We start from the raw sequence: 14,815 nt of genomic DNA on the forward strand, positions 1-14,815 counted from the left end.
TACGTTCACGATCTGGACTCTTACCGGCGGAGTCACGGTGGGGGTATTGTCTTTTGATTCGCGCGCGACGGGGGTCGCCGCGCGCAAATTCGTGCGGTCTTGGGGCAACTATGTCAGGCGTGATCGTGTCGATGCGTCGGACGCTGCTGTCGTGCACGTCGCTGGCGCGCAGCGCATTGATTGGGAGCGCTCTTGCGGCGCTGCTGCCGGCTGCGCCGGCCAGGGCCGCCGATCTCATCGACACCCTCTCCACCATGCTGGATTTCAACCGGCAGGAACTCGCCGTCCTCGCCACCGCGCTGGCGCTGCTCGGCTTCTCGGTGGTGGCCGCGATCCTGTTGATGCGCACGCGGGTGCGCCTGGTCAAGAACGAGGCGCGGCTGCGCGCCCGGATCGGGGAACTTCAGCTCCAGGCCGACCGCTTCGGCGCGCTGCTGTTCGCCGAGCCGCAGATCCTGATCTCCTGGCCGGCCGGCGATAACCGCGTTCAGATCTCCGGCGACATCTCCTTGGTGCTGCCGCGCGACTCCTCCCCGCAGCGCGTGCTGGCGTTCGGAACCTGGCTGCCCCCGGAACCCGCGCTCCAGATGGACCATGCCGTCGACGCGCTGCGCGATCGCGGCGACGGGTTCCAGCTGACCTTGACCACCGCGCACGGCCATACGCTGGAAGCGATCGGCCGCGCCATCGGCGGCCAGGCCATTGTCCGGATTCGCGAGCTCTCAGGACTGCGCCGCGATCTGGCCGAGACCCATCTGCGCTACAAGGCGCTCTCCGACGAGACCGAGATGCTGCGCGGCCTTGCCGCCGCCGCGCCCTGGCCAATCTGGGCCAAGGGTGAGAACGGCGCGCTTACCTACGCCAATCCGGCCTATGTGCGCGCCACCGAAGCGAACAGCGTCACCGATGCCCAGGAGCGCAGGCTCGAGCTGCTCGACAGTGCCAACCGCACCGCGATGGAACGGGGCCTGAAGGACGCGGCCAATTTCAGCTCGCGGCTGCCGATCGTGATCGGCGGCGAGCGCCGCATCTACGACGTGCGCGCCATCAACGTGAGCGGCGGCAGCGTCGGCGTCGCAATCGATGCCAGCGAGGCGGATGCGCTGAGGTCCGCGCTGGTGCGAATGGCAGAGGCGCACCGCCGCACGCTCGACCAGCTCTCCTCCGGCGTCGCCGTGTTCGACGGCCAGCGCCGCCTCGCCTTCTACAACGATTCCTATCGGCGGCTGTGGGACCTCGACCGCACCTTCCTCGACGCCAACCCTGACGATTCCAGCGTGCTCGACCAGCTCCGCGCCGCGCGCAAGCTGCCGGAGCAGCCGGATTTCCGCGCCTGGAAGGCCAAGCTGCACGAAGCCTATCGCGCGGTCGAGACCGCCAAGGACACCTGGTTCCTGCCCGACGGCCGCGCGCTCTCGGTCGTCACCACGCCGAACCCCGAGGGCGGCGTCACTTACCTGTTCGACGACGTCACCGAAAGCCTCGACCTCGCCCGCCGCTTCGACGGCCTGATCCGCGTTCAGCGCGAGACGCTGGACAGCCTCGCCGAGGGCGTGGCGGTGTTCGGCAGCAACGGCAAGGCGCAGCTGTTCAATCCGGCCTTCGTCCGGATGTGGAAGCTCTCCAGCGATGCCATGCGCGACGAGCCGCACATCCAGACGGTGGAAGGCTGGTGCCATCAGCTCTACGACGATCCCGTCGTCTGGCGCCAGATCCGCGAGGCCATCACCTCGATCGAAAACCGCGCCGACGTGCCGCTGAAGCTGGAGCGCAAGGACGGCAGCGTGCTCGACGGCATGATCCGGCCGCTGCCCGACGGCGCCACCATGCTGACGTTCCAGGACATCACCGACACCGAGAACGTCGAGCGCGCACTGCGCGAGCGCAACGAGGCGCTGGAGGCCGCCGACCAGATGAAGGTGGATTTCGTCCACCACGTCTCCTACGAGCTGCGCTCGCCGCTCACCACCATCATCGGCTTTGCGCATTTCCTCAGCGATCCCTCGACCGGGCCGCTGACGCCGAAGCAGGCCGAATATCTCGACTACGTCACCAAATCGACCAATGCGCTGCTCGCGCTCACCAACAACATCCTGGATCTCGCCACCATCGACGCCGGCGCGATGAAGCTGGAACTCGGGCAAGTCGACGTCAGCAAGGCCATCGAGCTCGCCGCGGAGGGCATCCAGGACCGGCTCGCCACCGACCGCATCCGCCTCAAGGTCGAGATCGCGCCCGACGTCGGCAGCTTCGTCGGCGACGAGAAGCGCGTGGTGCAGGTGCTCTATAACCTCCTCGCCAACGCCGTCGGGTTTTCTCCACAGGATTCCACCGTCGGCATCAGCGCGCGCCGCACCGAACGCAGCGTGGTCTTCACCGTGACAGATTCGGGACCTGGAATACCTGCCGACATGAAGGACAAGGTGTTCAACTGGTTCGAAAGCCGCTCGCAGGGCTCGCGTCACCGCGGCGCCGGGCTCGGCCTGTCGCTGGTGCGCTCCTTCGTCGAGCTGCATGGCGGCAAGGTGCGGGTGGATTCGATTGTCGGCCGAGGCACGGTCGTGATCTGCGATTTCCCGACCGACCAGGCGGCGCATCGCGACGCCGCCGAATGACGGAACCGACCACATTCTCCGTCGCGCTCCACAACGAGACGGCCACTGCGCAATTGATGGCCGACCTCGCGCTGCTGGTCGGCCCCGGTGACGTCATCACCCTCACCGGCGATCTCGGTGCCGGCAAGACTGCGGCAGCACGCAGCCTGATCCGCTACCTCGCCGGCGACGAGACGCTGGAGGTGCCGAGCCCGACCTTCACGCTGGTGCAGGGCTACGAGCTGCCGCCCTTCCCGGTGATGCATGCCGATCTCTACCGCGTCGAGGACGAGAGCGAGCTCGAGGAGATCGGCCTGTCGCCGCTCCCGGATGCCACCCTCGTCCTGATCGAATGGCCCGAGCGCGCACCATCGGCGATGCCTGAGGACCGCATCGACATCGCGTTGACGCACCGGCCGGCGCTCGGATCGAGCGCACGCGCCGCCGACATCACCGGCCATGGCAAGGGCGCCGCGCAAGTCGCGCGGCTGAAGGCGCTGCGCGAATTCCTCGACGCATCCGGTTACATGGATGCGACGCGCAAGCGCATGGCCGGCGATGCCTCGACGCGCTCCTATGCGCGGCTGCTGCGCGACGACAGCATCGTCATCCTCATGAACTTTCCGCAGCGGCCCGACGGCGCGGCCCTCTACAACGGAAAGTCCTACAGCGCCGCGGTGCATCTCGCGGAAAACGTCAAACCCTTCGTCGCGATCGCCGAAGGCCTGCGCGCGCAGGGAATCTCCGCGCCCGCGATTCATCATTCCAACCTCGATCATGGCTTCCTGATTACCGAGGACTTTGGCAGCGAAGGTGTGATCGAAGGCGATCCGCCACGCCCGATCGGCGAGCGCTACGAAGCCGCGACCGACCTGCTGGCGTTGCTGCATGGCAAGGCGCTGCCGGAGACGCTGCCGCTGGACGGGAAGACCTACGAGATTCCCGTCTTCGACGTTGAGGCGATGCTGATCGAGATCGGATTGATGCCGGAATGGTACCTGCCCGATCGCAACGCGCCGTTGAGCGACGACAAGCGCGCGGAATTCTTTGCGATGTGGCGCGAACTGCTCAGGACGCCGCTGGCGGCGCCGAAGACATGGATCATCCGCGACTATCACTCACCCAATTTGATCTGGCTCGGGGAGCGCAGCGGCATCGAGCGGGTGGGCGTGATCGATTTCCAGGACACCGTGCTGGGGCCGCAATCCTACGACGTGGTGTCGCTGCTCCAGGACGCCCGCATCGACGTGCCCGAGAACATCGAGCTGACGCTGCTGTCGCGCTACATCAAGGCGCGGCGCGCGCAGGACACCAGCTTCGATGCGGCCGGCTTTGCCGAGCTCTACGCCATCATGTCGGCGCAGCGGAACACGCGCCTGCTCGGCACCTTCGCCCGGCTCAACCGCCGCGACGGCAAGCCGCATTATCTGCGTCACCAGCCGCGGATCTGGACCTACCTCCAGCGCTCGCTGGCGCATCCCGCGCTCGGCGCCTTGCGCAACTGGTATCTCGCCAACGTCCCGCCGCCCCAAGAACCGTCCCAAGGGGAGTCTCAAGGGGCGTCTCAAGCCTGATTTGCGGCGCGATTTACCGGCCGTTAGCCAAGACGTCGGTATTCTGGCGGCGAGGCAGCCGGATGATTACGGGGCTGGAGCGGGACAGATGGCGGTACAGACGGACCAGCGCGGCAACGGCCGGGTGGTTTTCGAACGCGGGATTCCGGCCCAGATCATGGGAATCGACGGCACCTGGCGGCGCGACTGCACCATGGAGGACGTCTCCGAGAGCGGCGCCAAGCTGACCATCGACGGCTCGGTGGAAGGGCTCCATCTGAAGGAATTCTTTCTCCTGCTGTCGTCCACCGGGCTGGCGTACCGGCGCTGTGAGCTTGCCTGGGTCAATGGCGACCAGATCGGCGTCAATTTCCTCAAGATCGGTGAAAGAAAGAAAAAGGCGCGTTCCGCGACCATTGGGGCGTGACGGCAACACCCGTCGTACAACCGTCACGGCGGGTGGTTAAGGCGGTCGAGATGCAATGCGGCTGATCGAGCCTCGTGGTACGATTGCTGCGAACGCGAAAGGTCTGAGAAAGCGAAGGATGCCCGTCAAACCGACCAAAGCCATGGTGCTCGCCGCAGGATTTGGCCTGCGCATGCGTCCGTTGACGGACACGATGCCGAAGCCGATGGTGCCGGTGGCGGGCCAGCCGCTGCTCGACCACGTGCTCGACAAGCTCGGCCAGGCCGGCGTGACCGAGGCGGTGGTCAACGTGCATTACCTGCCCGACCAGATCATCAATCACGTCGCTTCGCGCCGGCATCCGCGCGTGACCATCTCCGACGAGCGCGACCAGGTGCTCGGCACCGGCGGCGGCGTGGTCAAGGCGCTGCCGCTGCTCGGCGACGCGCCGTTCTTCCACGTCAATTCCGACACGCTGTGGATCGATGGCGTGCGCTCGAACCTGACGCGGCTCGCTGAAAATTTCGACCCGGCGCGGATGGATATCCTGCTGCTGATGGCGCCGACCGCAACCAGCATCGGCTATGGCGGCCGCGGCGATTACGGCATGCTGCCCGACGGTGCCCTGCGCAAGCGCAAGGAAAAAGAAGTCGTTCCGTTCGTCTATGCCGGCGCGGCGGTCATGTCGCCGTCGATCTTCGCCGACGCCCCGAAGGGCGAGTTCTCTTTGACCAGGATGTTCGATCGCGCCAACGAGCAGGAGCGGCTGTTCGGCCTGCGGCTTGACGGTGTCTGGATGCATGTCGGCACGCCTGATGCCGTTCACGCCGCGGAAGAGGCGTTTCTGGAGAGCGTGGCGTAGGGGCCTGCTCTCGTGTCCCGGACGCGGCGCGGCGCGAAGTGCCGCTCCGCAGAGCCGGGACCCAGAAAGCCACACGGCAAAGCGCGGCGAGGTGGGCCCCGGCTCTGCAGCGCAGCGCTGAAGTAGCGCTGCGCTGCGTCCGGGGCACGAGACCTGCGATGACCAGCGAACAGCGGGGAAGACCCCGCCGCAGCGCATGACCATTTGACCCCGCCTCCCTATATTGCCCTGATTCTCGAATCAGGCGGCTCATGCGCGTTTTCAGCGTTCCCATCTCAGTTCCGTTTCTGCGCACGGTCGTCATGGCCCTGCTCGACGGCCGGCTGGTCGAGGGGTTCGAGGCCCGCAAGGAACCGGCGCGGCTGGCCGACGCCACGCTGTACCTGCCGACCAGGCGTGCGATGCGCGTCGTGCGTGAGATCTTCCTCGATGAGATGAAAGCGGACGCGGTCGTGCTGCCGCGCATCGTCGCGCTCGGCGACATCGACGAGGACGAGCTCGCCTTCGCCGGCGAGAGTGAACAGTTTTCCGGTGCAGCGCCGCTCGACATTCCGCCGCGGCTGGGCGAGCTCGAACGGCGGCTGACGCTGGCGCAGCTCGTCGCCGCCTGGGCCAGGGGCCCGGTGCTGTCGCCACTGGTGGTCGGCGGGCCAGCCTCGACGCTGGCGCTTGCATCCGATCTCGCGCGCCTGATCGACGACATGGTCACGCGCGGAGTCGATTGGAGCGCGCTCGATGGACTGGTACCGGACCAGCTCGATCGGTACTGGCAGCACTCGCTCGAATTCCTGCGCATCGCGCGCATCGCCTGGCCCAATCATCTCGCGGAGATCAATCGGATCGAGCCGGCCGCGCGGCGCGATCTCCTGATCGCGGCGGAAGCCAAACGGCTGACCGCGCATCCGGGCGGGCCGGTGATTGCGGCGGGGTCTACCGGCTCGATGCCGGCCACCGCGAAGTTCTTGCACGCAGTCGCGTCGCTGCCGCATGGCGCGGTGGTGCTGCCCGGCCTCGACACGGATCTCGACGATGACGCATGGCGCACCATCGGCGGCGTGCGCGATGCGCTCGGCAAGTTCGTGGAGCATCCGGCCTCGAACCATCCGCAATATGCCATGCACGCGCTGCTGCAGCGTTTCGGTATCAAGCGTGGCGATGTCGAATTGCTTCAGCCCCCGGCGCAAGACGGCCGCGATCTGCTCGCGTCCGAATCGATGCGGCCGTCCGCCAGGACGGAAGTCTGGCATGACCGCCTGAAGCAGCCTGACGTCGCCGCGAAGATCGCCGGCGGCATGAAGAACCTCGCTGTCGTCGAGGCCCCCAACCCTGAAATGGAAGCGCTCGCGATCGCCATTGCGATGCGCGAGGCGCGGCATCTCGACAAATCGGCGGCGCTGGCGACGCCCGACCGCGCGCTGGCGCGGCGGGTGATGGCGGCGCTGACCCGATGGGACCTCGCCTTCGACGATTCGGGCGGCGATGTGCTGATGGAAACATCCGCCGGCACTTTCGCGCGTCTCGCGGCAGAGGCGGCGACAAGGGGGCTTGAGCCGGCGACATTGCTGGCGATGCTGAAGCATCCGTTATGCCGGCTCGGCCGCGCGCCCGGCGCGTGGAAGATGGCAATCGAAGGCCTCGAGCTCGCAGTCCTGCGCGGCACGCGCCCGCCGGCGGCCACCTCAGGCCTGTTGCGCGAATTCAACCGTTTCCGCGAGGAACTCGCAAAGCTCTGGCGCCGCGAGGTCTCCGCGCTGCACCGCGCCGAGCCGCGGGCGCGTCTCAAGGCGGAGGATCTCGATCGCATCCAGGCGCTGATCGATGTCCTGCAAAAGGCATTGGCGCCAATCGAGAGCCTGCCGCCCGCGAGACCATATGACTTCGCCGAGTTCGCGCATCGGCATCGCGAGATCCTGATCGAGCTGTCGCGCGACGAGCAGGGCATCCCGCTCGCCTTCGAGGATCGCGATGGTCTCGCGCTTGCCAGCGCCTTTGACGATCTCCTGCGCAGCGGCACGGCCAGCGGGCTGATGGTGCCGCTGCCCGACTATCCCGACGTCTTCCAGACGGCGTTCGGCGATCGCGCGGTGCGGCGGCGCGACAGACCCGGCGCCCGCTTGCAGATCTACGGCCCGCTGGAATCGCGGCTGATGCAGGCCGACCGCATCATCGTGGGCGGCCTGATCGAAGGTGTCTGGCCGCCGGCGCCGCGCATCGATCCCTGGCTCAGCCGGCCGATGCGGCATGAGCTCGGGCTCGACCTTCCGGAGCGCCGCATCGGCCTCTCCGCCCATGACTTCGCGCAGCTGCTCGGCGGCGACGAGGTGATCCTCACCCATTCCGCCAAGGCGGGCGGCGCGCCGGCGGTCGCCTCGCGCTTTCTGCATCGGCTGGAGGCGGTCGCGGGCGATGATCTCTGGAACGCGGCTGTCCGTGCCGGCGAGAAATATGTGCAGTTCGCGGCCGCACTGGACCAGCCCGACGAGGTCAGACCGGTCAAGCAGCCGGAGCCGCGGCCGCCGCGCGCGATGCGGCCGCTCAAGATGTCCGTCACCGAAATCGAAGACTGGCTGCGCGATCCCTACACGATTTACGCCAAACGCATCCTGCGGCTCGATGCGCTCGATCCGGTCGACATGCCGCTCTCGGCTGCCGACCGCGGCTCGGCGATTCACGATGCGCTCGGCGAGTTCACCGAGGCCTATGCCGCACATCTGCCCGACGATCCCGCGCGCGTGCTGCGTGCGATCGGCGAGAAGCATTTTGCGCCGCTGATGGAGCGCCCCGAGGCACGGGCGCTGTGGTGGCCACGCTTCCAGCGCATCGCGCGCTGGTTCGGCGAATGGGAGACGGCGCGGCGCGACGCAATCGAGGCAATCACGGCCGAGACCCGGGGCGAGATCACGATCCCGCTCGACAACGCACGCATTTTCTATCTTTCCGCGCGCGCGGACCGCATCGAGCGTCGCCAGGGCGGCAGCTACGCCATTCTCGACTACAAGACCGGGCAGCCGCCGACCGGCAAGCAGGTCCGCATGGGCCTGTCACCGCAGCTCACGCTGGAAGCCGCGATTCTGCGCGAGGGTGGCTTCCCGGACATCGACGCCGGCTCCTCCGTGAGCCAGCTCGTCTATGTCCGACTCAGCGGCAACAATCCGCCGGGCGAGGAGCGCATCCTCGAGCTCAAGTTCAAGCAAGGCGACGAGCCGCAGCCGCCCGACACCGCGGCAGCCGAGGCGCGAGCCAAGCTGGAAGCGCTGATCCGTGCCTTCGAGGACGAGAGCCAGGCCTATACCTCGCTGAATCTGCCGATGTGGGCGAACCGCTACGGCACCTATGACGACCTCGCCCGGATCAAGGAATGGTCCGCCGCCGGAGGATTGGGGATCGAGGAATGGTGAAGGCGCCGCGTCCCATCCCCGACGAGGTGCGCGCGCGGCAGGCGCGTGCATCCGATCCGACTGCATCGGCCTTCGTGTCGGCCAATGCCGGCTCGGGCAAGACCCATGTGCTGGTGCAGCGCGTGATCCGCCTGTTGCTGTCGGGCGTGCCGCCGGAAAAGATCCTCTGCATCACCTTCACCAAGGCCGCCGCGGCCAACATGGCCGAGCGCGTGTTCACCACGCTCGGGCATTGGGTGACGCTGGATGATGCCGGGCTCGATGCCGCCATCCGCGCCGTCGGCATCCCGCATCCGAGCGCAAAGCTGCGGCGCGAGGCACGGAAGCTATTCGCCTGCGCGCTGGAGACCCCGGGCGGGCTGAAGGTGCAGACCATCCATGCGCTGTGCACGCGCCTGCTCCAGCAGTTCCCGTTCGAGGCCAACGTGCCGGCGCGCTTTGCCGTGATCGACGAGCGCGACCAGACCGACATGATGGAGCGCGCCAATCTGAAGGTGCTGCTGGAGGCAGCGCGCGCCCCCGAGAGCGTGACCGGACGCGCGCTCCTGACCGCGATGGCGAGCGCCGCCGATGTCACCTTCAAGGAAGTCGTGCGCGAGGCGTGCCTCAGCCGCGATCACTTCATGGCCTGGACCGACGAGGCCGGCAACGCGGAAGCCGCAGCGGCGCAGATGGCTGGGGTGCTCGGCGTTGACGCGAGTGACCGCATCGAGGACATCGAGACGGAGATTCTGGATGGTCCGTTCCTGCCGCGATCGCGCTGGGACGACATCGCCTTCGCGCTGGAAGACGGCAGCAAGTCGGACAATGACCAGGCGGGGCGCCTCCGCGCGGCAAAGGCGTTCTCCGGCAGCGACCAGGTCGATGCTTATCTGTCCGTCTTCCTCACCGACGAGAAGCTGCCGCGCAAGGCGGTGCTGACCAAGAAATTTTGCGATCACAATCCATCCGTTGCCCGCCTGTTCGAGGCCGAGGCGCAGCGTCTTGCAGGGCTGATCGAAAAGCGTCGCGCCGTGACGGTTCGTGACCGCACCGCCGCCCTGCTGCACATCGCGACCGCCGCTGCCGGGAATTACCGCCGCGAGAAGCAGGAGCGCGGGCTGCTCGACTATGACGACCTGATCGACAAGACGCTGGCGATGCTGGATCGCGTCGCCTCGGGCTGGGTGCACTACAAGCTCGACCGCGGCGTCGACCACGTGCTGATCGACGAGGCGCAGGACACGAGCCCCCGGCAGTGGGACATCGTCGCGCACATCATCTCCGAATTCACCGCCGGCGAAGGCGCGCGCGAGGGGCTGAACCGCACCATCTTCGCGGTCGGCGACGAGAAGCAGTCGATCTTCTCGTTCCAGGGCGCGGCGCCCCACGAGTTCGATGCGCGCCGACGCGAGCTGCATCGCAAGTTCACCGCGGCCGGGCTGAAATTCGATCCGGTCGCCTTCACCTATTCGTTCCGCTCGGGCGCGACGATCCTGCACTCGGTCGACCACGTCTTCCGCGATCCCGCGATCTACAAGAGCATCCATTCGGTCGAGATCGGTCATCCCCTGCACAATGCGCTTGCCGATGCCGGGCCGAGTGTGATCGAGCTGTGGGACCTGGCGGAAGCCGACGACAGGCAGGACATCGAGGGCTGGCGCGCCCCGTTTGACGGCGTCGCCGTCACCAGTCCCGAGGTCAAGCTCGCCCGCCGCATCCAGGCCGAGATCAAGCGGCTGGTCGAGAGCGGCACGCTGACGGGGCACGAGGGCGAGCGCCGCCCGCTACGCTATGGCGACATGCTGATCCTGGTGCGGCGGCGCGGCAACGCCTTCGACGCCGTAATCCAGGCATTGAAGCACGCCAACATCCCGGTCGCCGGCGCCGACCGCCTCAAGCTCACCGAGCACATCGCCATCATCGATTTGATGAACCTCGCCGACGCGCTGCTGCTGCCGCAGGACGATCTCGCGCTCGCGGTGGCGCTGAAGAGCCCGCTGTTCGGGCTCGATGACGACGACCTGTTTCAGCTGGCCCATGACCGCAAGGGATCGCTGCGCCGCGCGCTCGGCGAGCATGCGGCCGGAAGCGAAAAGTTCGCCACGGCATTGCGGCGCCTGGAGGCCTGCGAGATTCGTGCGCGCGAGGAGACGCCGTTCGCGTTCTATGCCTGGCTGCTGGGCGGCGACGACGGGCGTGCGCGCATCCTGCGCCGGCTCGGCCACGAGGCCAACGACGCGCTCGACGAATTCCTGGAGCTGGCGCTGAACTATGAGCGCAAGGCGCCGGCCTCGCTGCAGGGCTTCATGGCCTGGCTGCGTTCAGCCGACACCGAGGTGAAGCGCGACATGGAGATCTCGCGCGACGAGGTGCGGGTGATGACCGTGCACGGCGCCAAGGGGCTCGAGGCGTCCGTCGTGTTCATGGTCGACACGACATCGTCGCCTGCGGACTCGCAGCGGGTTCGGCTGATTCACGTGCCGCGCGGCAATGGCGGCGAGGTGGTGGTCTGGGCCGGCCGCAAGGCGGATGATCCCGGGCCGGTTGCCGAGGCGCGCAAGGCGATGCTCGAGGAGACCGAGGACGAGTATCGCCGCCTGCTCTACGTCGCGATGACGCGCGCGGCCGACCGGCTGATCGTCGGCGGCTGCATGCCCGGCAACATGCGGACGGTCCGCAAGCTGAGCTGGTACGATCTGGTCGACACCGGTCTCGCCGGCTCAGGCCTGGACAAGCAGATCATCGAGACGCCGCTCGGCAAGGTGACCCGGTTCGCCCGGCCGGAGGACGTCGCTGCGCTGGGCACGCCGGCGGCGCCCCGGGACCAATCGGTCGTGCTGCCGGACTGGCTGCGGACGCCGGCACCGTGCGAGCCCATCGACAACGATCCCGTGCGCCCCTCGGGCCAGTCTGCCGAGGAGGGCCGCAGCGTGCGGACCGGCGAATCAATCCAGTCGCGCGCTCTGGCGCTGCAACGCGGCACGCTGGTGCACCGTCTGCTGCAGTCCCTGCCCGACATCGCCATTGAGCGCCGTCGCGAGGCGGCGCTCGGCTTCATGGTGCGCAATGCCGCGGACTGGCCGGAGGCCGACCGCATTGCGCTGGTCGACAAGGTGCTCACCTTGATCACTGAACCGCGTTTCGCGCCGGTCTTTGCCGCCGGAAGCCGGGCGGAGGTTGCCATCGCCGGCAGGCTGGAGCGACCGGGCCGCACTCCGGCGCTGGTGTCGGGGCAGATCGACCGGCTGGTCGTTCGTCCCGAGGAGGTCCTGATCGTCGATTTCAAGACCAACCAGGCGGCCCCCAGAAGCGCCGCAGAGGCGCCGGCGGCCTATGTCCGCCAGCTTGCGCTGTACCGGGCGGTGCTGTCGCGGCTTTATCCCCGAACGCCCGTCAGGGCCGTCCTGCTCTGGACGGAGGCCCTTGAATACATGGAGATTTCGGCCCCCGCGCTGGACGCGGCGCTGGCATCCCTTCATCTCGGTGTGAGCGTCCTTGACCCGGCAAGGAGCCGTTCATAGGTTGACCGCATGATCCCAGGCGCGATTCCAGGTCGCGCCGATTCTCTTTCAACCGAGTGAGGTACTCCCAATGGCCGTTAGCAAGGTTTCCGACGCCGATTTCGAAACCGAAGTGCTCAAGGCGAACGGCCCCGTGGTCGTCGATTTCTGGGCCGAATGGTGCGGCCCCTGCCGCATGATCGCGCCCGCCCTCGACGAGATCGCCGGCGCGATGGGCGACAAGGTCAAGATCGTGAAGCTCAACGTCGACGAGAGCCCGAAGACCGCCTCCAAATATGGCGTGATGTCGATCCCGACCCTGATGATCTTCAAGGGCGGCGAGATGGCCTCCCGCCAGGTCGGCGCGGCGCCCAAGGCGAAGCTGCAGCAGTGGATCACCTCCGCGGTCTGATCCGCCTCGAAGATTATTTTCGGAAGCGGCCGGCGAAAGCCGGCCGTTTGCGTTGATGGGACGTGTTCAGCGTATGACGAGTCCCGCCCTTGCCAGCCCCATCTGCGAAGCGCGCCCGAAGATCGAGCTCTCTCGTCGCGATGGAGGCGCGTTCGGTCGACGAGATCCCGCGCGGCAAGGAATGGCAATATGAACCCAAGTGGGACGGCTTCCGCTGCCTGCTGTCGCGCGAGGGCGGCAGCGTCGATTTGCGCTCGAAATCCGGCGAGGACCTTGCGCGCTATTTCCCCGAGATCGTCACCGCCGCGCTGAAGCTGAAGGCGGATCGCTTCACGCTCGACGGTGAGATCGTGGTGCCGCAAGGCAAGGGCTTTTCGTTCGACACGCTGCTGCAACGAATTCATCCTGCCGCAAGCCGGGTGAAGAAGCTCACCCAGGAGACGCCCGCGCTCTACCTCGTTTTCGATCTGCTCGCGACGGCCGGGGACAAGCAGCTTGCCAAGGCGCCGCTTCGCGAGCGACGGCCGGCACTGGAAGCTTTTGCGAAGTCCCATCTCAAGGGCAGCATCTTCCGGCTTTCGCCTGCGACGACGAGTTACGCCACGGCCGGGAAATGGCTCGCGCAATCCGGCGGCGGCTCGGATGGCGTCATCGCCAAGCGCGTCGACCTGCCTTATCAGGCGGGCAATCGCGACGGCATGCAGAAGATCAAGAAATTCCGCAGCGCCGATTGCGTGGTCGGCGGCTTCCGCTACGCCACCAACGAGATCGCCGGCCGCAAGGTGGTCGGCTCGCTGCTGCTCGGGCTCTACGACGATGACGGCCTGCTGCACCATGTGGGCTTCACCTCGGCCATCAAGGCGGAGGAGAAGCCCGACCTGACCGACCGGCTGGAGGCGCTGATCGGCGAGCCCGGCTTCACCGGGAACGCGCCGGGCGGGCCGAGCCGCTGGTCGACCGAACGCTCGGCGAAATGGTGTCCACTGAAGCCGAAGCTCGTCATCGAAGTCTGTTACGACCATTTCAGCGGCGAGCGTTTTCGCCATGGCACCTCGATCCTGCGCTGGCGCCCGGACAAGGCGCCGCGGCAATGCCGCTTCGAACAGTTGAAGCAGAAGGTGGCGGATCCGATGAAGCTGTTGAAGTGATCCGCGCTCGTGCCCCGGACGCAGCGCGGAGCGCTGCAGAGCCGGGGCCCATGTCGCTATATTCTGGGTCCCGGCTCTGCGGAGCAGCGCTTCGCGCCGCACCGCGTCCGGGACACGAGGTTTTACTTGATCCACCCCGTCGCCAGCGCATTCGCCAGTTCGGGCTGACGATTGCGGCGTGCAAGCGCCGCCATGGCCTCGTGATCGTATGCGACGTGACGGAACGTCACCTGCCAACCGCCATCAGCGAGTTCGAGGATCGCATATCGCGCGTGCGGGCTGCCGGCCTCGACGACATGCGGGAATGGATGCTTGTCGCGATAACCAGGGCTGCCGACGCTGCCGGGATTGACGATCAGCCGGCCGTCGCGCAAGCCCACGGCACGGGCGAGATGGGTGTGGGCGCAGAGGATCAGCGGCTGCGTGATTCCAAGCGCAAATTGCTCGATGCGATCGAGCGGCGACAACGCGACCGTGCCGTCGGGATGCACGGTGTCGAGCCAATAGACTTCATCGTTGCCGGGCGTCGCGTGGCAAAGAAACACCTGCTCACGGAAGACACGCGTTATCGGATGCCCGCGCAGCCAGTCGAGCTGCGCGGCATCGAGCTGTGCGTGGGCGGGCCGATCCCACGAGCCCATCTTCTCCGGCGGACGATCGAGCAGATAGCGGTCGTGATTGCCGAGCACATGCACGGCATCGAGCTGCATCAGGATCTCGATCGTGCGGCGCGCATCGAGCGGGCCGCTCAGCATGTCGCCGAGATTGACGATGTCGGCGATACCGTGCGCGCGGATGTCGGCAAGCACGGCCTCCAGTGCAAGATAGTTTCCGTGGATATCGGCGATCGCGGCAAAACGCATTGTTGTTGTCCCAACTCTCATGCCCCGGACGCAGCGCAGCACGCAGTGATGCGCTGCAGAGCCGGGGCCCATATCGCAGCATCCTGGGTCCCGGCTC

9 protein-coding genes are annotated in these 14,815 nt (G+C 67.1%); 8 read left to right on the top strand and 1 reads right to left on the bottom strand.

Going from position 1 to position 14,815, the window contains the following annotated elements; all coding sequences use genetic code 11:
* Positions 1 to 110: 110 nt before the first annotated feature.
* The 8 genes from FJV43_RS16160 (at position 111) to FJV43_RS16195 (ending at position 13,855) form a co-directional block, all read left to right on the top strand.
* Complete coding sequence (locus FJV43_RS16160) at positions 111 to 2,615, top strand: PAS domain-containing sensor histidine kinase (protein ID WP_239628452.1); 2,505 nt, start codon at positions 111 to 113, stop codon at positions 2,613 to 2,615.
* Positions 2,612 to 4,168 (top strand): tRNA (adenosine(37)-N6)-threonylcarbamoyltransferase complex ATPase subunit type 1 TsaE, encoded by a 1,557-nt coding sequence (tsaE, locus tag FJV43_RS16165; RefSeq protein ID WP_239628453.1) that lies wholly within the window; start codon positions 2,612 to 2,614, stop codon positions 4,166 to 4,168. Before FJV43_RS16160 ends, tsaE begins: the two co-directional genes overlap by 4 nt.
* 88 nt (positions 4,169 to 4,256) lie before the next feature.
* Positions 4,257 to 4,574, top strand: a complete 318-nt coding sequence (locus FJV43_RS16170; RefSeq protein ID WP_239628455.1) for a PilZ domain-containing protein — start codon at positions 4,257 to 4,259, stop codon at positions 4,572 to 4,574.
* Between the two features lie 118 nt (positions 4,575 to 4,692).
* The gene (locus FJV43_RS16175; RefSeq protein ID WP_239628457.1) at positions 4,693 to 5,415 is read left to right on the top strand and encodes a nucleotidyltransferase family protein; all 723 of its coding nucleotides are present in this window, start codon (positions 4,693 to 4,695) and stop codon (positions 5,413 to 5,415) included.
* 251 nt (positions 5,416 to 5,666) lie between these two features.
* On the top strand, positions 5,667 to 8,813 hold the full coding sequence (gene addB / locus FJV43_RS16180) for a double-strand break repair protein AddB (RefSeq protein ID WP_239628459.1): 3,147 nt from the start codon (positions 5,667 to 5,669) through the stop codon (positions 8,811 to 8,813).
* Positions 8,807 to 12,316 carry a double-strand break repair helicase AddA gene (gene addA, locus FJV43_RS16185; RefSeq protein WP_239628460.1) on the top strand — a complete coding sequence of 1,170 codons (3,510 nt, stop codon included), beginning with the start codon at positions 8,807 to 8,809 and terminating at the stop codon, positions 12,314 to 12,316. The genes addB and addA overlap by 7 nt, the downstream gene beginning before the upstream one ends.
* A 70-nt stretch (positions 12,317 to 12,386) precedes the next feature.
* Positions 12,387 to 12,707 carry a thioredoxin gene (gene trxA, locus FJV43_RS16190; protein WP_074121876.1) on the top strand — a complete coding sequence of 107 codons (321 nt, stop codon included), beginning with the start codon at positions 12,387 to 12,389 and terminating at the stop codon, positions 12,705 to 12,707.
* A 140-nt stretch (positions 12,708 to 12,847) separates the two neighbouring features.
* Positions 12,848 to 13,855, top strand: a complete 1,008-nt coding sequence (locus tag FJV43_RS16195) for an ATP-dependent DNA ligase (RefSeq protein ID WP_239629436.1) — start codon at positions 12,848 to 12,850, stop codon at positions 13,853 to 13,855.
* Positions 13,856 to 13,977: 122 nt separating this feature from the next.
* Here FJV43_RS16195 and FJV43_RS16200 read toward each other — a convergent pair whose 3' ends face one another.
* Positions 13,978 to 14,718 (bottom strand): metallophosphoesterase family protein, encoded by a 741-nt coding sequence (locus FJV43_RS16200; protein WP_239628462.1) that lies wholly within the window; start codon positions 14,716 to 14,718, stop codon positions 13,978 to 13,980.
* Between the last annotated feature and the right edge of the window lie 97 nt (positions 14,719 to 14,815).

It is taken from the genome of Bradyrhizobium sp. I71 (genome assembly GCF_022354745.1).
GTDB lineage: Bacteria > Pseudomonadota > Alphaproteobacteria > Rhizobiales > Xanthobacteraceae > Bradyrhizobium > Bradyrhizobium liaoningense.

Bases quoted from the DNA above. Each gene is read 5' to 3' on its own strand.
- addA (WP_239628460.1), top strand. From the start codon at position 8,807: ATGGTGAAGGCGCCGCGTCCCATCCCCGACGAGGTGCGCGCGCGGCAG.
- FJV43_RS16170 (WP_239628455.1), top strand. From the start codon at position 4,257: ATGGCGGTACAGACGGACCAGCGCGGCAACGGCCGGGTGGTTTTCGAA.
- trxA (WP_074121876.1), top strand. From the start codon at position 12,387: ATGGCCGTTAGCAAGGTTTCCGACGCCGATTTCGAAACCGAAGTGCTC.
- FJV43_RS16200 (WP_239628462.1), bottom strand. From the start codon at position 14,718: ATGCGTTTTGCCGCGATCGCCGATATCCACGGAAACTATCTTGCACTG.
- FJV43_RS16195 (WP_239629436.1), top strand. From the start codon at position 12,848: ATGGAGGCGCGTTCGGTCGACGAGATCCCGCGCGGCAAGGAATGGCAA.
- tsaE (WP_239628453.1), top strand. From the start codon at position 2,612: ATGACGGAACCGACCACATTCTCCGTCGCGCTCCACAACGAGACGGCC.
- addB (WP_239628459.1), top strand. From the start codon at position 5,667: ATGCGCGTTTTCAGCGTTCCCATCTCAGTTCCGTTTCTGCGCACGGTC.
- FJV43_RS16160 (WP_239628452.1), top strand. From the start codon at position 111: ATGTCAGGCGTGATCGTGTCGATGCGTCGGACGCTGCTGTCGTGCACG.
- FJV43_RS16175 (WP_239628457.1), top strand. From the start codon at position 4,693: ATGCCCGTCAAACCGACCAAAGCCATGGTGCTCGCCGCAGGATTTGGC.